Source organism: Acidovorax cavernicola, from assembly GCF_003581445.1.
The window spans coordinates 97,479-119,537 of the sequence record NZ_QXMN01000011.1 but is presented as its reverse complement, the minus strand read 5'-3'; the positions used below and the strand labels follow the sequence as shown (position 1 = coordinate 119,537).

23 protein-coding genes are annotated in these 22,059 nt (G+C 68.1%); 12 read left to right on the top strand and 11 right to left on the bottom strand.

Going from position 1 to position 22,059, the window contains the following annotated elements:
• Positions 1-45 precede the first annotated feature (45 nt).
• Positions 46-1,248 (bottom strand): formate-dependent phosphoribosylglycinamide formyltransferase, encoded by a 1,203-nt coding sequence (purT, locus tag D3H34_RS11905; RefSeq protein ID WP_119553663.1) that lies wholly within the window; start codon positions 1,246-1,248, stop codon positions 46-48.
• A gap of 184 nt (positions 1,249-1,432) precedes the next feature.
• Here purT and D3H34_RS11900 point away from each other — a divergent pair, with 184 nt between their 5' ends.
• The 3 genes from D3H34_RS11900 (at position 1,433) to D3H34_RS11890 (ending at position 4,705) form a co-directional block, all read left to right on the top strand.
• Positions 1,433-2,281: a 3-hydroxybutyryl-CoA dehydrogenase gene (locus D3H34_RS11900; protein ID WP_119553662.1), complete on the top strand. Its 849-nt coding sequence runs from the start codon at positions 1,433-1,435 to the stop codon at positions 2,279-2,281.
• 120 nt (positions 2,282-2,401) lie between these two features.
• Complete coding sequence (locus D3H34_RS11895; protein WP_119553661.1) at positions 2,402-3,217, top strand: crotonase/enoyl-CoA hydratase family protein; 816 nt, start codon at positions 2,402-2,404, stop codon at positions 3,215-3,217.
• A gap of 150 nt (positions 3,218-3,367) precedes the next feature.
• Complete coding sequence (locus tag D3H34_RS11890; RefSeq protein WP_119553660.1) at positions 3,368-4,705, top strand: serine hydrolase domain-containing protein; 1,338 nt, start codon at positions 3,368-3,370, stop codon at positions 4,703-4,705.
• A 20-nt stretch (positions 4,706-4,725) separates the two neighbouring features.
• On the opposite strand, the gene D3H34_RS11885 is transcribed toward D3H34_RS11890, so the two are convergent.
• Positions 4,726-5,508: a type III pantothenate kinase gene (locus D3H34_RS11885; protein WP_119553659.1), complete on the bottom strand. Its 783-nt coding sequence runs from the start codon at positions 5,506-5,508 to the stop codon at positions 4,726-4,728.
• A gap of 134 nt (positions 5,509-5,642) precedes the next feature.
• Here D3H34_RS11885 and lysM point away from each other — a divergent pair, with 134 nt between their 5' ends.
• On the top strand, positions 5,643-6,104 hold the full coding sequence (lysM, locus tag D3H34_RS11880) for a peptidoglycan-binding protein LysM (protein WP_062478819.1): 462 nt from the start codon (positions 5,643-5,645) through the stop codon (positions 6,102-6,104).
• Between the two features lie 48 nt (positions 6,105-6,152).
• Here the strand turns inward: lysM and D3H34_RS11875 are convergent, their stop codons facing one another.
• Entirely contained in the window at positions 6,153-7,106 is a 954-nt protein-coding gene (locus D3H34_RS11875) for an AraC family transcriptional regulator (RefSeq protein ID WP_119553658.1), read from the bottom strand.
• Between the two features lie 129 nt (positions 7,107-7,235).
• Between D3H34_RS11875 and D3H34_RS11870 the strand changes: the two genes are divergently transcribed.
• Positions 7,236-7,508 carry a DUF4242 domain-containing protein gene (locus tag D3H34_RS11870; RefSeq protein ID WP_119553657.1) on the top strand — a complete coding sequence of 91 codons (273 nt, stop codon included), beginning with the start codon at positions 7,236-7,238 and terminating at the stop codon, positions 7,506-7,508.
• A 15-nt stretch (positions 7,509-7,523) separates the two neighbouring features.
• Here the strand turns inward: D3H34_RS11870 and D3H34_RS11865 are convergent, their stop codons facing one another.
• Complete coding sequence (locus D3H34_RS11865) at positions 7,524-7,934, bottom strand: rhodanese-like domain-containing protein (RefSeq protein ID WP_119553656.1); 411 nt, start codon at positions 7,932-7,934, stop codon at positions 7,524-7,526.
• A 222-nt stretch (positions 7,935-8,156) separates the two neighbouring features.
• Between D3H34_RS11865 and D3H34_RS11860 the strand changes: the two genes are divergently transcribed.
• From D3H34_RS11860 to D3H34_RS11850, 3 genes are all read left to right on the top strand, one after another.
• Positions 8,157-9,272, top strand: a complete 1,116-nt coding sequence (locus D3H34_RS11860; RefSeq protein ID WP_119553655.1) for a TRAP transporter substrate-binding protein — start codon at positions 8,157-8,159, stop codon at positions 9,270-9,272.
• Between the two features lie 88 nt (positions 9,273-9,360).
• The gene (locus tag D3H34_RS11855; protein WP_119553654.1) at positions 9,361-9,981 is read left to right on the top strand and encodes a TRAP transporter small permease subunit; all 621 of its coding nucleotides are present in this window, start codon (positions 9,361-9,363) and stop codon (positions 9,979-9,981) included.
• On the top strand, positions 9,978-11,960 hold the full coding sequence (locus D3H34_RS11850) for a TRAP transporter large permease (RefSeq protein WP_119553653.1): 1,983 nt from the start codon (positions 9,978-9,980) through the stop codon (positions 11,958-11,960). Before D3H34_RS11855 ends, D3H34_RS11850 begins: the two co-directional genes overlap by 4 nt.
• Positions 11,961-11,982: 22 nt before the next feature.
• Here D3H34_RS11850 and D3H34_RS11845 read toward each other — a convergent pair whose 3' ends face one another.
• Genes D3H34_RS11845 through D3H34_RS11835 form a run of 3 tightly spaced genes read right to left on the bottom strand, consistent with a single transcriptional unit; the run spans position 11,983 to position 13,178 of the window.
• Positions 11,983-12,399: a DUF6691 family protein gene (locus D3H34_RS11845; protein WP_119553652.1), complete on the bottom strand. Its 417-nt coding sequence runs from the start codon at positions 12,397-12,399 to the stop codon at positions 11,983-11,985.
• Positions 12,400-12,414: 15 nt separating this feature from the next.
• Entirely contained in the window at positions 12,415-12,852 is a 438-nt protein-coding gene (locus D3H34_RS11840; RefSeq protein WP_119553651.1) for a YeeE/YedE family protein, read from the bottom strand.
• Positions 12,853-12,854: 2 nt separating this feature from the next.
• Positions 12,855-13,178: an ArsR/SmtB family transcription factor gene (locus D3H34_RS11835; RefSeq protein ID WP_119553650.1), complete on the bottom strand. Its 324-nt coding sequence runs from the start codon at positions 13,176-13,178 to the stop codon at positions 12,855-12,857.
• 95 nt (positions 13,179-13,273) lie between these two features.
• Between D3H34_RS11835 and D3H34_RS11830 the strand changes: the two genes are divergently transcribed.
• Positions 13,274-14,173 carry an MBL fold metallo-hydrolase gene (locus D3H34_RS11830; RefSeq protein WP_119553649.1) on the top strand — a complete coding sequence of 300 codons (900 nt, stop codon included), beginning with the start codon at positions 13,274-13,276 and terminating at the stop codon, positions 14,171-14,173.
• A 28-nt stretch (positions 14,174-14,201) separates the two neighbouring features.
• On the opposite strand, the gene D3H34_RS11825 is transcribed toward D3H34_RS11830, so the two are convergent.
• Together D3H34_RS11825 and D3H34_RS11820 are read right to left on the bottom strand one after the other, a co-directional pair.
• Complete coding sequence (locus tag D3H34_RS11825; RefSeq protein ID WP_119553648.1) at positions 14,202-16,238, bottom strand: PEP/pyruvate-binding domain-containing protein; 2,037 nt, start codon at positions 16,236-16,238, stop codon at positions 14,202-14,204.
• Positions 16,239-16,301: 63 nt separating this feature from the next.
• Positions 16,302-16,595, bottom strand: coding sequence for a double zinc ribbon domain-containing protein (locus tag D3H34_RS11820; protein WP_350308477.1), 294 nt, complete (start codon positions 16,593-16,595; stop codon positions 16,302-16,304).
• A 223-nt stretch (positions 16,596-16,818) separates the two neighbouring features.
• Here D3H34_RS11820 and gorA point away from each other — a divergent pair, with 223 nt between their 5' ends.
• Complete coding sequence (gene gorA / locus D3H34_RS11815; protein ID WP_119553646.1) at positions 16,819-18,177, top strand: glutathione-disulfide reductase; 1,359 nt, start codon at positions 16,819-16,821, stop codon at positions 18,175-18,177.
• An 11-nt stretch (positions 18,178-18,188) separates the two neighbouring features.
• On the opposite strand, the gene D3H34_RS11810 is transcribed toward gorA, so the two are convergent.
• Both D3H34_RS11810 and D3H34_RS11805 read right to left on the bottom strand, forming a co-directional pair.
• The gene (locus D3H34_RS11810) at positions 18,189-19,088 is read right to left on the bottom strand and encodes a ketopantoate reductase family protein (protein WP_119553645.1); all 900 of its coding nucleotides are present in this window, start codon (positions 19,086-19,088) and stop codon (positions 18,189-18,191) included.
• Between the two features lie 52 nt (positions 19,089-19,140).
• On the bottom strand, positions 19,141-20,055 hold the full coding sequence (locus tag D3H34_RS11805) for a LysR substrate-binding domain-containing protein (protein ID WP_119553644.1): 915 nt from the start codon (positions 20,053-20,055) through the stop codon (positions 19,141-19,143).
• A 153-nt stretch (positions 20,056-20,208) separates the two neighbouring features.
• On the opposite strand from D3H34_RS11805, the gene D3H34_RS11800 reads away from it, so the two are divergent.
• Positions 20,209-21,009 carry an ABC transporter permease gene (locus D3H34_RS11800; protein WP_119553643.1) on the top strand — a complete coding sequence of 267 codons (801 nt, stop codon included), beginning with the start codon at positions 20,209-20,211 and terminating at the stop codon, positions 21,007-21,009.
• A gap of 5 nt (positions 21,010-21,014) precedes the next feature.
• Complete coding sequence (locus D3H34_RS11795) at positions 21,015-22,043, top strand: ABC transporter ATP-binding protein (protein WP_119553642.1); 1,029 nt, start codon at positions 21,015-21,017, stop codon at positions 22,041-22,043.
• Positions 22,044-22,059: the final 16 nt, after the last annotated feature.

Below are 22,059 nucleotides of genomic sequence, written 5' to 3'. Positions count from 1 at the left end.
GCTACCGGGGGCCCGCTCGCGGGTTCACCCGGAGAGCCGGGTCGCTCAGACCGTGCGGGGCTTCACGCGCGAGGCCGCTTCCTTGGCGAGCGTGCGCGCCGTGTCGGTGTCGGCCGCATGCACCAGCGCCACGCCCATGCGGCGCTTGACGAAGCTCTCGGGCTTGCCGAACAGGCGGATGTCGCTGCCGGGCACCTGCAGCGCTTCGGCCACGCCGTCGAAGGCGATGCCAGTGGCGTCCACGCCGCCGTAGATCACAGCGCTGGCGCCCGGGCTCTTGAGCGAGGTGTCGACCGGCAGGCCGAGGATCGCGCGCGCGTGCAGCTCGAACTCGTTCTGCCACTGCGTGGCCATGGTGACCATGCCGGTGTCGTGCGGACGCGGGCTGACCTCGCTGAACCAGACCTCGTCGCCCTTCACGAACAGCTCGACGCCGAACAGGCCCTGCCCGCCCAGGTCGGCCGTGACGGCCTGCGCGATCTGCTGTGCCTTCTGCAGCGCGGCGGGCGCCATCGGGTGCGGCTGCCAGCTCTCGACATAGTCGCCGCTGACCTGCACATGGCCGATGGGATCGCAGAACTTCGTTTCGACGGCGCCCGCCGCGTCCTTGGCACGCACGGTCAGCAACGTGATCTCGTAGTCGAAGTCGATGAAACCCTCGACGATCACGCGGCCATGGCTCACGCGGCCGCCGGCCATGGCGTAGTCCCAGGCCTTCTGCACGTCGGCCGGGCCGTCGATCTTGCTCTGGCCCTTGCCGGAGCTGCTCATCACGGGCTTCACGATGCAGGGGTAGCCGATACCGGCGTCGATGGCCGCCTGTAGCTCGGCCAACGAGTCGCAGAACTTGTAGGGGCTGGTGGGCACGCCCAGCGTCTCGGCGGCCAGGCGGCGGATGCCCTCGCGGTCCATCGTGAGGCGGGCGGCGCGGGCCGTGGGAATCACGCGCACCACGCCGGCGTCTTCCAGCTGCTGCAGCATGGGCGTGGCGATGGCCTCGATCTCGGGCACCACCAGCGCGGGCTTCTCGGCCTCGATCAGCGCCTTGAGCTGCTCAGGGTCGCTCATGGTGATGGTGCGCGCATGGTGCGCCACCTGCTGGCCGGGCGCGTTCTCGTAGCGGTCGACCGCGATGGTCTCGACGCCCAGGCGCTGCAGGGCGATCAGCACCTCCTTGCCGAGTTCACCGGAGCCGAGCAGCATCACGCGGGTGGCGGAGGGGGAAAGGGGGGTGCCGAGGGTGGTCATGCGAGGGCTCGAAAAGTGGTTGAAGACAATCGCCGCACTGTAAGCCACCCGGCACGGGTGTCGCCGACGGGAACGGTGCCCTCCCGGGGGTGATTCACAATGGCCGCCATCCCCGCGACGGCGGCCCCGCGCCCGCCCTCGCCTCCCCTTTTTCTCTTTTCTTTCTGTTCAAGGAGCATTTCTCATGACGATTCAAACGGTAGGCATCATCGGTGCCGGCACGATGGGCAACGGCATCGCCCAGGCCTGCGCGGTCTCGGGTGTCAACGTGGTGATGATCGACGTGGCCCAGGCGGCCGTCGACAAGGGCATTGCCACCATCTCGGGCAGCCTCGACCGCCTCATCAAGAAGGAAAAGCTCACCGTCGAGCAGAAGGCCGCCGCGCTGGCGCTGATCAAGGGCTCGACCGACTACGCCGACCTGAAGGGCGCGCAGCTGGTCATCGAGGCCGCCACCGAGAACCACGCGCTCAAGCTCAAGATCCTCAAGCAGGTCGACGAACTGGTAGGCCCCGAGGTGATCATCGCGTCGAACACCTCGTCGATCTCGATCACGCAACTGGCCGCCGCCACCTCGCGCGCCGACCGCTTCATCGGCATGCACTTCTTCAACCCGGTGCCGATGATGGCGCTGGTGGAGCTGATCCGCGGCTACCTCACGAGCGACGCCACGCACGACGCCGTGAAGGCGCTGGCCGAGAAGCTGGGCAAGTCGCCCATCACCGTGAAGAACGCGCCGGGCTTCGTGGTCAACCGCATCCTGGTGCCGATGATCAACGAGGCCTTCTTCGTGCTGGCCGAGGGCCTGGCCACGGCCGAGGACATCGACGCCGGCATGAAGCTGGGCTGCAACCAGCCCATCGGTCCGCTGGCGCTGGCCGACATGATCGGCCTGGACGTGTGCCTGGCCGTGATGGAGGTGTACCTGGAGCAGTTCGGCGACTCGAAGTACCGCCCCTGCCCGCTGCTGAAGGAAATGGTCGCCGCCGGCCAGTTGGGCCGCAAGACCGGCCGTGGCGTGTATACGTACTGACCCCCAGGCTTGCCCACTTCGTGTGGCAGCGCCCACCCCCTTCCAGGGGGCAACACCAGCGGCCCGGCAAAGCCGGTTCCGCGGTGTTTCTCGACAAGACAAGAACAGGAGACCGCTCGCATGACCGCCACCCCCACCACCCCGCCTGTCGAAGGCTGCATCGACACCCAGGTGATCGACCATGTGCTGCTGATCGGCATCAACCGCCCGGCCAAGCGCAACGGCTGGACGCCGCCGATGTTCAGGCAGCTCGCCGAGGCCTACACGCGCCTGGACGACGACCCCGACCTGCACGTGGGCGTGCTGCATGCCTTCGGCGACCACTTCACGGCCGGGCTCGACCTGCCCGCGGTCACCGAGTACATGAAGCGCGGCGAGAAGGCGATCCCGCCCGGGCTGGTGGAGCCGCACGACTTCGGCCTGGAAGGCTACCGGCGCCGCACCAAGCCGATGGTGGCGGCCGTCAAGGGCATCTGCTTCACGGTGGGCATCGAGCTGATGCTGGGCGCCGACATCGTGGTGGCGGCCGACAACTGCCGCTTCTCGCAGATGGAAGTGCAGCGTGGGATCATGGCCACGGGCGGCGCCACGCTGCGCATGGCCGAGCGCGCGGGCCTGGGCAACGCGATGCTGCATCTGCTGACGGCCGACGAGTTCGGCAGCGACGAGGCCTACCGCCTGAACTTCGTGCAGAAGGTGGTGCCCGCCGGGCAGGAGCTCGACGCAGCGCTGCAGATCGCGCAGCGCATCGCGGCACAAGCCCCGCTGGCGGTGCAGGCCACGCGGCTCAACGTGCTGAAAGCGATCGAACACGGGCCGCTCGCGGCAGTGGCGGAGTTCATCGAGACGCAGAAGCGGCTGTCGAACAGCGAGGACGCGGCCGAGGGTGTGCGCTCCTTCATCGAGCGCCGCCCCGCGCGCTTCACCGGCAGGTAAGGCTCGCCCCCAGGCTTCGCGCACTTCGTGTCGCTTCGCCAACCCCTCGCCGGGGGCGACACCTGCAGCCCGGCAAAGCCGGTTCTGCGGTGTCTCCCGACTGCATCCCGCCAGTTGCATGAATCCCGTTTTTTCCTCGGAGCCCGTTGCATGCCATTCTTTCGTTCTGTCGTCTTCCAACGCACGGCGGTCGCCGCCGCCTTCACACTCCTTGCCGTGAACACCAGCCTCGCCCAGACGCCCGCCGCGTTGCCCGATCCCGCCGCCACCTCGGTCCAGGCCCTGGGCTGGATGCAGGGCTTCCCGCCGCCGCCCGACAAGCAGATCACCTTCGACAACCCGGCCGGCGGCGTCTACCCGCGCACCCGCTGGACCTTCTCGCACGTGCGCGAGACGGTGCCCACGGCCAACGTGTGGCGCGGCCCCGGCGCGGCCAGCCCGCTACCGGCCGCCACGCCGCGCATCGACATCGAGGCCGTGCGCTTCCAGCCCATGGGCGGCGGCGAGCCGCAGACCTTCGGCCAGATGATCTCGCGCACCTACACCGACGGCATCCTGGTGCTGCATCGCGGGCAGGTGGTCTACGAGAAGTACTTCGGCGCGCTCACGCCCGAGCGTCCGCACATCGCGATGTCGGTCACCAAGTCCTTCGTGGGCACGCTGGCGGCCATCCTTGCCGACGAGGGCACGCTCGACCCGTCGGCGCCGGTCACCAAGTACCTGCCCGAACTCAAGGACACGGCCTACGGCGACGCCACCGTGCGCCAGGTGATGGACATGACCATCGGCGTGCGCTACTCCGAGAACTACGCCGACCCGAAGGCCGAGGTCTTCGACTACGCACGCGCCGGCGGCATGCTGCCGCAGGGCCCGAACTACACGGGGCCGAAGTCGTTCTACGAGTTCCTGGCCACGCTCAAGAAGGAAGGCACGCACGGCGATGCCTTTGCCTACAAGACGGTCAACGCCGAGGTGCTCGCCTGGATCATGCGCCGCGCATCCAACCGCTCGCTGGCCGACCTGCTGAGCGAGAAGATCTGGCGCCGCATCGGCGCCGAACAGGACGCGTACTTCATGGTCGACCGCATCGGCACCGAATCGGGCGGCGGCGGCCTGAACACCGTGCTGCGCGACATCGCACGCTTCGGCGAAACGCTGCGCAACGGCGGACGCGCGCCCAACGGGCAGCAGGCAATTCCGAAGGCGGTGGTGGAAGACATCCAGCGCGGCGCCGATCCGGCCAAGTTCGCGAAGGCGGGCTACGCGCTGCTGCCGGGCTGGAGCTACCGGAACATGTGGTGGGTCTCGCACAACCCGCACGGCGCGTACATGGCGCGCGGCATCCACGGCCAGAGCATCTATGTCGATCCGAAGGCCGAGATGGTGATCGTGCGCTACGCCGCGCACCCCATCGCGGCGAACGCGGGCAACGACCCGCTGACCCTGCCCGCCTTCCACGCCATGGGCGAGGCGCTGATGAAGCCCTGAGACTCCGAGAGAAGGACGGGTCAGCCGGCGGCCGGCGCCCGTTCCTTCGCGATGACGAGCAGGCCGTCCATGATGAGGCTCTCGACGAGTTCGAAGTGCCCGTTCATGGCGGGCGCCATCTTCCAGCCCGCGCCGCCGGTCATGAAGCAGGCCGGCTCGGCGCCGCAGTGCGAGCGCACGTGCTGCACCATGCGCTCGACCGCTCCGGCAATGGCGTAAGTGCCGCCGCTGGTGAGGGCGTCACTGGTGTTGGTGGGAAATTCACGCACCTCGCCGGTCGGCACGTGCAGACCCGCCGTGCCCGACTCGAGCGCGCGCAGCATGATGCCGTGGCCCGGCAGGATCAGGCCGCCCAGGAACTTGCCGCTGGCATCGATCGCCTCGACCGTGACGGCCGTACCGATCAGCACCACCACCATCGGCCGCTCGGGCCCTTGCGCCAGCATGCGATGGCGCGCACCGATCATGGCGACGAAGCGGTCAGCGCCCAGCCGCGTCGGGTGGTCGTAGCCGTTGACGATGCCGGCCTCGCCCGCACTCGAAACCACCCAGCGGGGGGTGCAGTCGAAGCGCTCGGTGATCTGCTCTTCCGCGCGCCGTCGCAACGTGTCGCCGGCCACCACGCAGCCCAGCATGGAACCGGGCGCGGGCAGGTCGGCCCAGGGGCCATCGGCCAGCCGTTCGATGTGGTCGAGAAACTCGGCACCGTGGGCCTGCAGTGCCGCGCCGGGGAAGGCCCCCTCGTAGAGCGCCCACTTAAGCCGGGTGTTGCCGATGTCGATGGCGAGGAAGGGGGAAGACATGCGCGCGATTATTGCGACTTTGTTGTTAATCCTGCTGGCACCTCCTTGACACTCGCGGCGCGGGACTACGTGGACCCATCCGGTTCCGCCCCTACATTCGCCTTTTCCATCCACCACGGCACAAGGAGAAAACCATGGGATTGCTCAGCTTCATCAAGGAAGCCGGTGAAAAACTGTTCGGCGGTTCGTCGGCCCAGGCGGCCACGCCCGATGCGAACACGGCAGCCGCCGCGGCCATCAAGACCTACATCGAGACCCAGAACCTCGGCCTCACCGGACTGGAAGTGACCTACACCGCGAGCAGCGGCGTCGTCACCCTCGCGGGCCAGGCGCCCTCGCAGGAAGCCAGCGAAAAAGCTGCACTGGCCGCGGGCAACGTGGCGAACGTCACGAGCGTGGACAACAACCTCGTCGCCCCCGCTGCGCCACCCGCCCAGTACCACGACGTGGTGCGCGGCGACACGCTCTCGGCCATCTCGAAGAAGTACTACGGCGATGCCAACAAGTACAACGCGATCTTCGAGGCGAACAAGCCGATGCTGAGTCATCCGGACAAGATCTATCCGGGGCAGAAGCTGCGCATCCCGGCGCTCTGACCGCCACCGGATCAAGCCAGGCGCGACACCGCCGCGCGCCTGGCGTCGCTAGGCGCCGTTCTGCCGCCAGGCGCCTGGCGACACGCCGTACTCGCGCTTGAATGCGCGGTTGAAAGCGGCTTCCGATTCGTAGCCGACGCCTTCGGCAATGCGCGCCAGGTTGCCCTGGTTCTTGCGCAGCATGCCGGCGGCCAGGACCATGCGCCAACGCGCCAGGTAGTGCATGGGCGGCGCGCCCACCAGTTCGGTGAAGCGGTCCGCCAGCACGCTGCGCGAGGTGTGGGTTTCGTGTGCCAGTGCGTCGACCGTCCAGTTGCGCGCGGGCTCGGCGTGCATCAGCGCCAGGCAGCGGCTCACATGGGGGTCGCGAAGGCCAGCCAACCAGCCAGGGTTGTTCGCGGGCATGGATTCGATGTAACCGCGCAGCACTTCGGTAAACAAGACTTCCGCCACCTTGGCCGCGACCATCTCCGAGCCGGGAGCACGCGAAGCCGCATCACCCAGCACGAAGTTGACCGACTGCTCGATCCACGGGCCCGCCGGCCTGCTGCGCAACGGCGTGGTGAACAGACGCGGGATGTTCGCCATGACGGGATGGGGCGCGTCGCCTTCGTACGCGAACCAGCTGCAGACCAGCAAGGTGCGGTCGCCTTCGCCGCCGTAGCGGATGCGCTCCAGTTCGGGCGCCCGCGGGCTCACCACATGCGACATGTCCACGGCCGCATCGTGCAGGCCGCTGCCCAGCACATGCGAATCGCCATGCGGCACGGCGATCACTTCGCCGGCGTGCGCGCGGATCGGCGCCTCACCATCGACCTGGGCCCAGCATTCGCCTTGCAGTACCAGATGGCAGATGGCCAGCCGCTGCGCGCCGGGCCTGAGCAGTTGTGCGATGTCCGCGCCCTTGGGTACCGTGAAACACCAGGGTGCATACATGTCCCCGTTCAGGAACAGGGCGCCCTCCAGGCGGATGGTCCGAAGCACGTCCGACAAGACATCCATGGGCACCTCCCGGCAAGCGAAGGCGGGGTTTCGGTCAACAAGTCCGGCGAGATGGGCAATGCAATGCGGCGTCGCCTCGGCACCATAGACCCTGGTCGCCTTCGACCGATTCTAGACAGGAGTACCGACATGCCCAAGTTCGTCATCGAGCGAGACATCCCCGGCGCCGGCAAGTTCACCTCGTCGGATCTGAAAGCCATCTCGCAAAAATCCTGCGGGGTGCTCAGCAGCATGGGCACCGACATTCAGTGGATCCACAGCTACGTGACCGACGACCGGATCTACTGCGTCTACCAGGCGACCGACGAGGCCCTGGTGCACCGGCACGCGGAACTCGGTGGCTTCCCGGCCAACCGCGTGGACCGGGTGTACAGCGTGATCGACCCGGCCACGTCCGAGTGAGGCGGGCGGCGCTCTCTAGTTCTGGCGCCAGGGCAGCCCGCGCTTGCGCCAGCCACCGATCAGGCCACGATGGCCGCTTTCGTCCGGGTTGCCTTCAAAGCCTTCGAGGATGTTGTAGGCCACGAACCCCAGCTCTGTCGCGCGCTTGGCCGCCGCGATGGAGCGCACGCCGCTGCGGCACAGCAGCACCAGCTTCTTGTTCCCCTCGGCGGCGGCGCGCACGCCCTCGTCGAAGGACGGGTTCAGCGCCATGCCCGGCCACTGCTTCCACGCCAGCGGCACGGCGCCGGGCACGTAGCCAACCCACTCGCGCTCGGCATCGGTGCGCACGTCCACCAGCACGGCTTCGCCGCTCGCCATCCACTGGGCTGCCTGTTCGGGCGTGACGTCGCCGGCGTAGCCTTTTTCTCCAACGGGTTCGCTCATGTCTGCTTTCTCTCTTGAATCTTTAGGGTAAGCCCGGAGTCCTGGGCGGCTTCGGGCGACCGATCCGCGCGCCGGATGATGAAATTTTTCACCGGTTCGTGAAAACCCTGTTTGTCGCAGGGGGTGCCGCGCCAAAGATGGCGGTCGCGGCCAGTCGAAACCATAACGCGAAGACGACGGCCTGGGTGTTCCGGTCAGAGAACAATGGATGGAGAGAGACACATGACAGACAGCAAATCGCCCCGCCGTCGCAGCCTCCTCAAGGGTGCAGCGGTGGCCGCAGGTGCCATGTCGGCACCGATGGTCAGCATGGCGCAGACCACGTCCCTTCGCTTCCAGAGCACCTGGCCGGCGAAAGACATCTTCCACGAGTACGCACAGGACTTCGCGAAGAAGGTGAACGACATGGCGGGCAGCCGCCTCAAGATCGAAGTGCTGCCCGCGGGCTCGGTGGTGCCCGCGTTCCAGTTGCTCGACGCGGTGGCCAAGGGCACGCTCGACGGCGGGCATGGCGTGGTCGCGTACTGGTACGGCAAGAACTCCGCGCTCGCGCTGTGGGGTTCGGGTCCGGGCTTCGGCATGGACGCCAACATGGTCCTGGCCTGGCACAACTACGGCGGAGGCAAGGCGCTCATCGAGGAGATCTACAAGAGCCTGAACCTGGACGTGGTGTCGTACCTGTACGGCCCGATGCCCACGCAGCCGCTGGGCTGGTTCAAGAAACCGGTGGCCAAGGTCGAGGACATGAAGGGCCTGAAGTTCCGCACCGTGGGCCTGGCGGTGGATGTGTTCACCGACATGGGCACGGCCGTGAACCCGCTGCCCGGCGGCGAGATCGTGCCGGCCCTGGACCGCGGCCTGATCGACGCGGCCGAGTTCAACAATGCCTCGAGCGACCGAGTGCTGGGCTTTCCCGACGTGGCGAAGAACTGCATGCTGCAGAGCTTCCACCAGTCGGGCGAGCAGTTCGAGATTCTTTTCAACAAGGCCAAGCTCGCGGCGCTGCCGACCGAGCTCAAGTCGATCATCGACTACGCGGTGCAGGCCGCGAGCGCCGATATGAGCTGGAAGGCGATCCAGCGCAACTCGCAGGACTACATCGAACTCAAGAAGGCGGGCATCAAGTTCTACAAGACGCCAGACGCCATCCTTCGTGCGCAACTGGCTTCGTGGGACAAGACGGTGGCCAAGAAGTCGGCCGAGAACCCGATGTTCAAGAAGGTGCTCGACTCGCAGAAGGCCTTTGCCGAGCGCGCAGGCCAATGGCAGAACGACTACACGGTCGATTTCAAGATGGCCTACAACCACTACTTCGGCGCCAAGGCCAAGAAGTCCTGAGGTCATCCGCCGACTCGAGGGCACCCGCGCGGTGCCCTCTTTTCTTGCCCGTCCGCGCGGCATCGCCCGCAGCGAGGAGCCCCTTTCGATGCAATCTTTCCTGTTGACCGTCGACCGGTTCTCGACCTGGATCGGCAAGGCGTTCTCCTGGTGCGCGCTGCTGCTCACGCTGCTCATCAGCTGGGAGGTGTTCTCGCGCTATGCGCTGAACCGCCCGCACGCCTGGGTGCTCGACGCCCAGATCATGCTGTACGGCGCCATGTTCATGACCGCCGGCGCCTACACGCTGTCGAAGAACGGCCATGTACGCGGTGACGTGCTCTACGGTTTCTTCCGCCCCCGCACGCAGGCGCTGGTCGACCTGGTGCTCTACTTTCTGTTCTTCCTGCCCGGCATCGTCGCGCTGACCTGGGCCGGCTGGGTGTATGCGGGCGAGTCGCTGGCCATCCGGGAGCAGACCTTCTCGGCCGAGCCGCTGCCGCTGTATCCGTTCAAGTACATCATTCCGCTGGCCGGTTTCACGCTGCTGCTGCAGGGCGTGGTCGAGATCATCCGCTGCGTGCAATGCATCCGCACCGGCGCCTGGCCTTCGCGCGAACAGGACGTCGAGGAAGTCGACGTCGAAAAGCTCAAGGAGATGGTGCACGTGAAGGACGAAGACATCGCCGCGCTCGACCGCGTGGTGGTGGCCAAGGAGGCCACGCGATGAAGATCCGTCGCGAACTCTGGTTCGGCCTGTCGTTCATGGCCATCATCGTCGTCGGCGCGGCAGCCATGCTGCTGAGCGCCGACACCATCACCCAAGGTCACCTGGGCCTCTTGATGCTCTCGCTCGTCGTGGTGGCGATCATGCTGGGCTTTCCCACGGCGTTCACGCTGATGGGCATGGGCATGCTCTTCACCTGGCTGGCCTACGACCGCGACTGGCACCGCACGCTCGACCTGATGGTGCAGTCGGCCTACAAGACGATGGCCAACGACGTGCTGATCGCCGTGCCGCTGTTCGTCTTCATGGGCTACCTGGTGGAGCGCGCCAACCTCATCGAGTCGCTCTTCAAGAGCCTGCACCTGGCGCTCGCGCGGCTGCCGGGCGCGCTGGCCGTGGCGACGCTGGTCACCTGCACCATCTTCGCGACCGCCACCGGCATCGTGGGTGCGGTGGTCACGCTCATGGGCCTGCTGGCGCTGCCAGCCATGCTGCGCGCGGGCTACAGCGTGCCGCTGGCGGCGGGTGCGATCACGGCGGGCGGCTGCCTGGGCATCCTGATCCCGCCCTCGGTGCTGCTGATCGTGTACGGCGCGACGGCGGGCGTGTCGGTGGTGCAGTTGTATGCGGGCGCGTTCTTTCCAGGACTGATGCTCGCGTCGCTGTACGTGGTGTACGTGATCATCATCGCGCGGCTGAAGCCGCAGTGGGCGCCGCCGCTGTCGCAGGCCGAGCGCATGGTGCCCCTGCCGCCACTGTCGCAGCGGCTGGCCGACAGCCCCGCCGCGCACGCGTTGATCGGGCTCCTGAAGGGTCGCCGCAATGCCGACGTACCGTTCTCGCACGTGCTGAAGCAACTGGGCATCGTCGCGATGCCCGGCGTGCTCTTCCTGCTGGCCGCGGGCCTGAGCTACCAGTCGGTGACCACCGTGGAAGCGCAGGCGCGCTACGAGATCCAGGAGATCGGCGCGACCGCAGCGGCCGGTGGCCAAAGCAGCACGGGCGGCTTGCAGGAGCCCCCGTCGAACGACAGCCTGCAGGAGCCGCCCCCCGAAGGCGGGCTGCAAGAGCCTCCCTCGGAAGAAACGCCGGCATCGGCCACGTCTTCTTCAGCCCCGCTGGCCGAACCGCCCGGTGCTGCCTCCGAAGCCGCGGCGCCGGCAGCAGCAGCCGTCGCGGAACCGCCGGCCTCCGCATCCTCGGCCGCATCGGAAGGCGCCTCGGTGCGCCCCGCCCCGACCTGGTGGTGGGTCGCCTTCGCCGTCTTCGGTGCGATGGTCACGCTGTTCTACCTGTTCCTGAGTTTCGCGCGGCTCGAGATCTTCAAGATGCTGCTGGCCTCGTTCTTCCCGCTGGTGCTGCTGATCCTCTCGGTGCTGGGCTCCATCGTGCTGGGACTGGCCACACCGACCGAGGCCGCCGCCATGGGCGCGCTGGGCGGCATGCTGCTGGCCGCCGCCTACCGGCGGCTCAACCTCACGGTGCTGAAGGAGTCGGTCTTTCTGACAGCCAAGACCTCGGCGATGGTGTGCTGGCTCTTCGTCGGTTCGGCCATCTTCTCGGCGGCATTCGCGCTGCTGGGCGGTCAGGCGCTCGTGGAGGAGTGGGTCCTGAGCATGAACCTCACGAAGGTTCAGTTCCTGATCCTGAGCCAGGTCATCATCTTCCTGCTGGGCTGGCCGCTGGAGTGGACCGAGATCATCGTGATCTTCATGCCCATCTTCATTCCGCTGCTGGACAACTTCGGCGTCGACCCGCTGTTCTTCGGACTGCTGGTGGCGCTGAACCTGCAGACGGCGTTCCTGTCGCCGCCGGTGGCCATGGCGGCCTTCTACCTGAAGGGCGTGAGCCCGTCGCACGTCACGCTGAACCAGATCTTCCTGGGCATGCTGCCGTTCATGGGCATCCAGGTGCTGGCGATCGTGCTGCTGTACATCTGGCCGCAGATCGGGCTGTGGCTGCCGCAGCTGCTCTACAAGTAGGCAAGCGATCGGCTCCGGGCGCTCAACGGCGGCGCTCGAGCAGCTCGAACAGGCCCATGCCCAGCAGCATCGCGCCCACGAAGACCAGTGCCTTCACCTCGCCCGTGCCGAGCGAAACCAGCGCGGGTCCCGGGCAGAAGCCCGCGATGCCCCAGCCGACGCCGAACAGCAGGCTGCCGCCGACCAGGCGGCGGTCGATGTGCCGCACGCCGGGCAGCGTGATCGGCCCGCCGAGCAGCGAGTCCTTGCGACGGCCCGCCAGCAGGAAGCCGACGGAGCTCACCGCCACCGCGCCGGCCATCACGAAGGCGAGCGATGGGTCCCAGGCACCGCCCAGGTCGAGAAAGCCCAGGATCTTGGCCGGATTGGCCATGCCGGAGACGATGAGGCCGAGCCCGAAGACAAGGCCGGCGAGCAAAGAGGCGATGGGGGTCCACATGGCAGGTCTCCCGGTTCACAGATTCAGCAGGTGGCGCATCACGAACACCGTGGCGACCCCTGCGGCGATGAATGCCACCGTGGCGGCCAGCGAGCGCGGCGACCGCCGCGCCAGCCCGCACACGCCGTGGCCGCTGGTGCAGCCCGCGCCATAGCGCGTGCCCACGCCGACCAACAGACCGGCCAGCGCGAGCGTGCCGTAGCCCGCGTCGATCTGCGCCGCGGGCAGCACGGCGAACAGCCCGTACACGAGCGGCGCGCCGACCAGCCCGAGCACGAAGGCCGCGCGCCAGACCACGTCGCCCTTCATGGGGCGCAGCAGGCCGCCCAGCACGCCGCTGACGCCCGCGATGCGCCCGTTGAGCAGCACGAACATCGCGGCGGAAAGACCGATGAGCACGCCGCCGGCCAGTGCGGCCCAGGGCGTGAAGTGAAGCCAGTCGATGGTGGGCATCTTCAGTTCTCCTTCGGACAGTAGAGGCGGTACAGCACCGCGAGGATCTCGAGCAGGGCCGGGTCGGCCACGCTGTAGTGGATGTTCTTGCCCTCGCGGCGCGTGTTCACGACGCCTTCGGTGCGCAGCACCGAGAGCTGCTGCGACAAGGTGGGTTGGCGAATGCCCAGCGCACTTTCGAGGTCGCTCACGCACATCTCGCCCTGCGAGAGCTGGCACAGCAGCAGCAAGCGGTCTTCGTTGGCCAGCAGCTTGAGCACGGCGACCGCCTGGCCGGCCGCGCCACGCAGTTGCGCCGGATCGATGACGAGCGTGGAGGTCTTCATGAGGGCACTGTCAGTTCGGGAATTTATATTCTATCAATCCATATAATATTATTCGCTTGAATGAGCGTCAGACCTCGTTCGCGAAAGGAGTACCCATGACCACGCCCCGCGCCACCACCCAGGCGTTCTTCGATCCCGCGACGGGCACGGTGTCCTACGTGGTCTGGGACCACGCAACGAAGCGCGCCGCCGTCATCGATCCGGTGCTCGACTACGACTTCCGCTCCGGCCACACCGACACCGTCTCGGCCGACCGCCTGCTGGCCTACGTGCGCGCGCAGGCCTTGCAGGTCGACTGGATCCTGGAAACCCACGCGCACGCCGACCACCTCTCGGGCGCGCGCCATGTGCAGGCGCAGGCCGGCGGGCGCATCGCCATCGGCGAGCACATCCGCACGGTGCAGGCCACCTTCCGCAACCTCTACAACCTGGAGCGCGACTTCCTGCCCGACGGCAGCCAGTTCGACCACCTCTTCCAGGACGGCGAGCGCTTTCGCATCGGCGAGATCGAAGCGCAGGCCCTGCGCGTGCCCGGCCACACGCCGGCCGACATGGCGTACCTCGTCGACGGCGCGGTCTTCGTCGGCGACACCCTGTTCATGCCCGACCTGGGCAGCGCGCGCGCCGACTTTCCGGGCGGCGACGCGCGCCAGCTCTACCGCTCGATGCGCCGTCTGCTCGCGCTGCCGCCCGAGACCGTCGTGTACGTCTGCCACGACTACCCGCCCGCCACGCGCGAGCCCCGCTGGCAGAGCACCGTGGCGCAGCAGCGCGCCCACAACATCCACGTGCGCGACGGCATCGGCGAAGACGAATTCGTGCGCATGCGCACCGCGCGCGACGCCACGCTCGAAGTGCCGACGCTGATCCTGCCGTCGATCCAGGTCAACGTGCGCGGCGGCCGGTTGCCGCCGCCCGACGACAACGGCGTGGCCTACCTGCGCATTCCGCTGAACACGCTGGCGGGCCATCGCCCGCGCACCCCGCCGGGCTGACAGCGCGGCTTGTTGGCTTGTTCTCGCGTCAGCGCCGCCGCTCCACATACGGCCGCGCCTGCAGCAGCACGATCTTGTCGCCCACGGTCGCCCACTCGATGTCCTGATCGACCGCGTTGAAGGTGCGCTTCACCGCCGCGCCCACGTTCGCCAGCCGCACCACCAGCTCGTCGGTCAGCACGTGGCGGCCCACTTCCACGGGCACTTCCTTCACGCCGCCGTCCTTGTCCAGCTGCAGCGCCGTCTCCTCGGCCGAGCGGCTGAGCACCTGGATGGCCTTCGACCAGCTCGAGTACATCACCTGCTCCGCCACGCGCTTGCCCTCGACCACGCGGATGCCGATGCCGCGCTTGGCCGAGATGTAGGTGACGTGCGGATGGCCCGCGTCGAAGGGGTCGCGGGTGATCATCACGCCGGCGTTGGTCGAATCGATGGCGGTCTGCACGAACACGCCCATCAGCACCGACTCGGCGCCGAAGCCCGCGGCGCTGCGCGCCTCCCAGGCCTCGGGGTTGAACACCGAGGCCCAGACCTTCTTCACCGCGAGTTCGAGCCCGTCGCCGGTCTTCACGTTGGGCACCGTGGTGTAAAGGCCCGCGCCGCTGAAGCCCGGCAGGTCTTCCGAGTTGGACGAGCTGCGCACGAACACGCCGCCACCGCCCAGCTGCGACTGCCATGCGGCGCGCCAGGCCGCCGCGGTGGCCGCGTCGACCGGCCACTGCACGATCTCGTCGCGCAGTTGCGCCAGCGCCTTCTGCCGCACCTGCGGGTCGCCCGCGAAGCCGGGTTGCTGCTGCATGCGCGCGATGCGTTCGGCCAGCCCGTTCGACCGCATGAAGCGGTCGTAGTGCGCGAACGGAATGCAGAAGCCGTCGGGCACGGTGGTCGAGGGGATGCGCGCGGCCAGCACGGCGCCGAGGTTGGCCGCCTTCGATCCGCATTGCACGCTGTGGCGCGCACGCAGCGAGGCCAGCGGCAGCAGGCGCGTCTCGCGCAGGTCAGGCTTCGCGGCCTTGCCGCTGCCCGGTAGTGCGCCGGTAGCGGCCGCACGCACCGCGCGCGGCGGCAGCGCGGCGATTTCTTCTGGCGAGAGACGGCGCAGCTGGTAGCCCGAAGCCGCCACCTTCAGCGCCACCCACTGGCCCGCCTGCGCCTTCAGCACCGTGGCGGCATCGCGCACGTAAGCGTTCGGAATGCCCCAGCCCTTGGCCAGCAGGTTGACATGCGACAACGCCGTGGACGGCCGCTCGGTCAGCACGCCGGCCACCGGCGGCAGGTTGATCGGCACCTCGCGCAGCACGGCGATGTCGTCGGGCAGCAGCGCATTCAGGCCGAAAGCATCGTTCACGATGCGCACGCGACCCGTGGCGGTGCCGAGGTTCATCGGCAGGTAGGGCTGCTCGCGGATCAACGCCTCCTGGCTCACGAAGTCGATGCCGGCCTCCTTCGCGATGCGTTCGTGCAGCGTGGAGTTGGTCTTGAACTTCACCGGCGCGAAGAAGCTGGCCTTCACCTGCGCCTCGGCTTCGCGCAGCAGCGGCACGGTGAGCCGGTCGCCTTCCCAGAACTCGTAGGTGAAGGTGCCGATGTTCTGCTGCCAGCTCAGCGTGCCGAACAAGAAGCGGCGGTCGGGCACGAGGTAGTTGCGGTCGATCTCGCGCTTGATGGTGTTGGGCGTCAGGCGCGTGTCGCGCAGGAAGCGCACGTGCAGCTGGAAGCGCGGCGTGTCGATGTAGTGCATGCGCGCCGGCTTCGCCTGCCGGTCGATGGCGAACAGCACGTGGGCCAGCTGCATCGGCGTGCCGGCGTCGTAGACGCGCGCCAGCGTGTCGAAGTCGCCCTGGCTGCGCAGCGCCGGCATCGACGCGGGCACGGCGGGGCGCGGCACCAGCTGCGCGGCCGGGCCTTCGGGCTGCGGCTGATTCTGTTGCTGGTAGTACGACGGCTTGCGCGCCAGCTGTGCGCCGACCGGTGTGGGCGCGACGGCCACGACGCACAGCGCCAGGCCCGACAGCCACGCCGGTGCCGTGCCGAGCTTCCTCGTCCTGTTGGAATCGTTCTTCATGGGGCTCCCTCTCTTGTTGCCGACAATTGCGAATTCTCGCTGTCGGCCGGCCCCTTGGACGCGTCAACCGCGCGACGCCGTCTCCGTCGATTGGCCGCATTGCGCGCAGAACTTCGCGCCGGGCGCCATCGCCGTGCCGCACTGCCTGCAGGCCGCGGGCAGCATCGAGGTGCCGCATTGCTGGCAGAAGCGCGCACCGGCGGCGTTCACCGCTCGGCAGACCGGGCAGGCGCTGCCCCCGGGCGGGGGCGCTGGTGGCGCGTCTCGCCCGTACCCGTAGCCGCCTCGCGAACCGTGGTGTCCGCCGCCGCCACCGTGGCGCGAGCCGCCATGTCCACCGAAGAGTCGTTCGAGCATGCCCATGTGTTTCTCCCTTGCGTCTTGCAACGGGTCCGTTGGCAACGTCGCCGGTGGCGATGAATTCCCGCGGGCCTGACTGCAGTGGATTCCCTGAAGCAGCTTCAGGGTCAAGCACCCTTCGCCAAAGACCCTCGCGGGCCGCGGTGCTTCAAGGCCATGGCCCCGCCCGAAGCGCCGCCATCGACCCGCCGCTACAGTCGGCCGCAAGGAGCGTTCTCTCATGTCCACATTCGACTTCGACCTCTTCGTCATCGGCGGCGGCAGCGGTGGCGTGCGCGCCGCGCGCATGGCAGCGCAAACGGGTGCGCGCGTCGCGCTGGCCGAGGCCGCCGAGCTGGGCGGCACCTGCGTCAACGTGGGCTGCATCCCGAAGAAGCTCTACAGCTACGCCGCCGGCTATGCCGAGGCCTTCGAGGAAGCCGAAGGCTATGGCTGGAAGCTGCCGTCGGCGCCCCAGTTCGACTGGGCCCACCTCAAGACCCAGCGCGCGAAAGAGATCAGCCGGCTCAACGGCATCTACGGTTCGCTGCTGAAGAACTCGGGCGTCACGCTCGTCACCGGCTGGGCCCAGCTGGTCGACGCCCACACGGTGGAGATCGAAGGCAGGCGCCACACCGCGCGCCACCTGCTCGTGGCCACCGGCGGCACGCCCTTCGTGCCCGAGATTCCCGGCCGCGAACACATCGTGACCTCCGACGCGATGTTCGACCTCGATCCGTTCCCGAAGCGCCTGCTGGTGGTGGGCGGCGGCTACATCGCCTGCGAGTTCGCGTCGATCTTCAACGGCCTGGGTTCCAAGGTGACGCAGCTGCACCGCCGCGCGCACCTGCTCACCGGCTTCGACGACGACGTGCGCCAGTTCCTGGCGAACGAGATGGGCAAGGCAGGCGTCGATGTGCGGCTGAACTGCGAGGCCTCTTCCATCGTGCGCGGACCGGACGGCCTCACGGTCACGCTCGCGCGCGGGCAGCAGATCGAAGCCGACACGGTGCTCTTCGCCACGGGCCGCGTGCCCAACACCAAGGGCCTGGGCCTCGAAGCGGCCGGCGTGCAGGTCGACGACAAGGGCGCGATCGCAGTCGATGCGAACTACCGCACCTCGGTGCCGTCGATCTACGCGGTGGGCGACGTGTCGACCCGCGTGCAGCTCACGCCCGTGGCGCTGGCCGAGGCGATGGTGGTGGTCGATGCGCTGTTCGGCAAGGGCAAGCGCCGCATGGACTACGAGTTCATCCCCACCGCCGTGTTCACCCACCCCAACATCGGCACCTGCGGCTACACCGAGCTCGACGCGCGCGCGAAGTTCGGCGACGTGACGGTGTTCTCGAGCGAGTTCAAGTCGCTGCGCCACACGCTCTCGGGTCGCAGCGAGCGCACCTTCATGAAGCTCGTGGTCGACAAGAAGAGCGACCGCGTGGTGGGCCTGCACATGGTGGGCGCGGACGCGGGTGAAGTGGTGCAGGGCTTTGCCGTCGCGATGCGTGCGGGTGCGACGAAGGCGATCTTCGACAGCACCATCGGCATCCACCCGACGGCGGCTGAAGAGTTCGTGACGATGCGCGAGCCGATGCCCGGCTAAGCGCTGTCTCGCTACTTCTGCTGCTTGCCTTCGAGCAGCTTCACCATCACGAACAGCACCCGGTTGGCCGGCGTCGGCACACCCAGCGCCTCGCCACGCCGAACGACCAGCCCGTTGAGGTGGTCGATCTCGCTGCGCTTGCCGCGTGCGAGGTCCTGCGCGGTCGACGAGTACTGCGAGGGCATGGTCTGCGCGATGGCGCGCACGGCAGCATCGACGTCGCCCGGAATGACGACGCCCTCGGCCTTCGCCACCGCCAGGCATTCGGCGACCACGTCGCGGATCACGTCGGTCACGCCGGTGCCCTGCACGAGTTCGCCGTACGGCAGTTGCGACACGGCCGACAGCGCGTTGTAGGCGCAGTTGAGCACCAGCTTGGCCCACAGCGCACCGCGCACGTTGTCGGAAATCTGCGTGGGCACGCCGGCGGCGATCAATGCCTGCGCGACCTCTTCGCTGCGGCGCGACGGCGCAATCACCAGCTCGCCGCGGCCGTGGTGCTTCACATGGCCCGGGCCGGCCATCTCGGTCGCCACATAGACCACGGCGGCGGCCACGTCGTGCGAGGGCAGCGCCGCGCGCACGCGCTCGTCGTTGTCGACGCCGTTCTGCAGCGTGAGCACCAACGCATCGGGCAGGAGATGCGGCTTGATCTGCGCCGCGGCCGATTCGCTGTCGGTGGACTTCACGCAGAACAGCACCAGGTCGGCACCCTGCACGGCACTCGCTTCGGTGCTGGCGTCGAGCGGCACCTGCACGTCGAAGGTCTTCGTCTCCAGCCGCAACCCGTTCGCGCGCACCGCCTCCACATGCGAAGGCCGCCCGATCAGCACCACCTCGTGGCCCGCGCGCGCCAGCATGGCGCCGTAGTAACAGCCGACGGCGCCGGCTCCCATGACTGCGACTTTCATCGATTCGATTCCTTGGTTGTTCCGTTGACGGAGGGTAGCGAAGACCGCAGGTTCATGCCTCGGTCTCCACGCCGCGCGACTTCAGCCCTTCGTCCATGATCCATTCGCGAAACGCCGCGAAGGCCGGCAGGTCGAGGCGGTCGGGCCGGTAGCAGAGATAGTGGCCCTGGTCCACGCGCACCGGCGTGCCGCAAGGGCTCAGCAGCGCGCCTTCGGCCAGCTCTTCCTGCACCAGCAGCTTCGGCACGAGCCCGATGCCCAGGCCGTTGAGCGCTGCCTGGATCAGCGCCGAGTACTGCGCGAAGCGCGGGCCGGCCACGGTCTGCACTTCGGGCACGCCGTGCTGCGCGGCCCACTGGCGCCAGGCGGTGGGCGCGCCCTCGTGGTGCAGCAGCGTGTGGCCGACGATGTCGATGGGCTGCGCGATGCGGTGCCGCCCCTCGACCAGCGCACGCGCCACGATCAGCACGAACTCGCGCCCCGCGATGTATTCGGAGACCACGCCGGGCCAGCCATCGGGGCCGTAGCGGATGGCGGCATCCACGCCGGCCGGGATGCCGTCGCTGGGCTCCAGGTGCCGGCTGAAGCTCAGCATCACGTGGCGGCTCTTCTGGCTGAAGGCCGGCAGGCGCGGAATGAGCCACTTGGTGAGAAAGGTGGGCACGCTCGCCAGCGTGAGCAAGCCGGCGCCGGCATCGCCCGAGCGCGCCTCGAAGGTCGCGGTCTCGATGGCGCGCAGGCCGCCCGAGATCTTCTGCCAGTACACGCGCCCCTGCGGAGTGAGCTGCACGCCGCGGCCGTTCTTCTGCAACAGCTCGCGGCCGAGGAATGCCTCGAGCCCCGCGATCTGCTTGCTGACGGCGCTCACGGTGATGCACAGGGCACCCGCCGCGAGCGTGATGCTCTGCTGGCGCGCCACGGCGTCGAACGCCAGCAGTTCCTGGATGGTGGGGCAGTCGCGTTTCATGCCTGGCTCCGATTGATGAAAGTCGTGTGAAAAACACTTTCCGATTGCTCAAGCGTCGTCATCCAACTTTCACCCATAAGTGTGCATGTGCTTCCTAGAATTCTCTGGAACGCGGCAATCCGCCGTGCGCAGAAAGTAGAGCATCCGGAAAGTATGCCGGTTGCACAAGACATTCGGAGACACCCCTTGATTCGCGGCATCTCGCTCGTCTACGGCCTGTACCTGCTGCTGCCCATCGCCCTGCTGATGATCGGCAGCTTCGGCGGCAACTGGACCAACACGCTGCTGCCCACGGGCATCACCGGGCAGTGGTACCTCGACCTGTGGCTGGACACGTCGTTTCGCAAGGCCTTCGTGAGCAGCCTGGTGGTGGCGATGAGTGCCTGCGCGATCAACACGGTGCTGGCGCTGCCGCTGGCCTATGCGCTGTACCACGGCGCGCGGCGCGGCGGCAGCCTCGCGGCGCGCATCGTGAGCGCCACGCCGGTCGCAGTGCCGACCATCACGCTGGCCTTCGGCTACATGATCGTGTTCAACACCGACCTCGCCCCCTGGCTGGGCTCGATGCCGCTGCTGATCGCGGCCCACGCGATCCTCACGCTGCCCTATCTCACGAACACGCTGCTGACCGACCTGCGCCACCTGGACCTCGGCCGGCTCGAACAGGCGGCCGCCACGCTCGGCGCCTCGGGCTGGCAGCAGTTCATCGGCATCGTGCTGCCGAGCCTGCGCCAGAGCCTGATCAGCGGGCTGGTGATGGTGGCGGCCATTTCGGTGGGCGAGTTCGGGCTGTCGAACCTGCTCACCAGCTTCCAGAACCGCACCTACCCGGTGGTGCTGCTGCAGGCCTTCTACGGCGCGACGGGCTTTGCCTGCGCGGCGACGGTGATCCTTCTCGTGCTGGCGAGCGCGTCGGCCCTTCTTTCTTCCTCCCTTGTGAAGCAGCGCGCGTAATCCTCATGAGCCTCCTCCTCGATAGCGTCAGCTACAACTACCCCGGCAGCACGCACGGCCTGCACGACGTGTCGCTCGACGTGCGCACGGGTGAACTCGTGGCGGTGATCGGCCCCAGCGGCTCGGGCAAGTCGACGCTGCTCAAGCTGGTGGCGGGCCTGGAGACCGGCCACACGGGCCGCATCGTGCTCGGCGGCGACGACATGTCGCGCACGCCGGTGCACCAGCGCCACATCGGCATGGTGTTCCAGAGCTATGCGCTGTTCCCGCACCTGAGCGTGCTCGACAACGTGGCCTATGGGCTCAAGCTGCGCAAGGTCGACACGGCCGAGCGCCGCCAGCGTGCGCAGGAGCTGCTGGACATCGTCGGCTTGGGCGACTTCGCGCAGCGCGCGACCGCGCAGCTCTCGGGCGGCCAGCAGCAGCGCGTGGCGCTGGCCCGCGCATTGGCCATCGACCCGCGTGCGCTGCTGCTCGACGAACCCCTCTCCGCACTGGACGCCAGCGTGCGCGGCCACCTGCGCGACCAGATCCGTTCGATCCAGCAGCGCTTCAACGCGACCACGCTGCTGGTCACGCACGACCAGGAAGAAGCGCTGGTGATGGCCGACCGCGTGGCGATGCTGAAAGACGGCCGGCTGCTGCAGATCGCCACCCCGCGCGAGATCTACGAGCACCCCGCGAGCCGCGCGGTGGCCGAGTTCGTCGGGCTCTCGACCATCCTGCCCGCCAAGGTGGCAGCGCCAGGCCGGCTCGACATGGGCTTTGCCGAACTCTTCGCCGAGACCGGCACCCGCCCCTTCGGCACCGCGGTGCATGTGCTGGTGCGGCCCGAACACATCCAGCCCGACCCGGCGCCGGACAGCGTGAACCGCCTGGCCGGCCGCACGGGCGCGCAGCGCTACCTGGGCGCGCTCACACGCTACGACTTCGACGTGGCAGGCGCGGGCAAGCCCTTCCTTGCCGAGTCGGCCGCGCCAGCCGCCGAAGCGATCGCCATTGCGCCCGAGCACCTCCGTTTACTCGACCACTGACCCGCCCTTTCCTCCA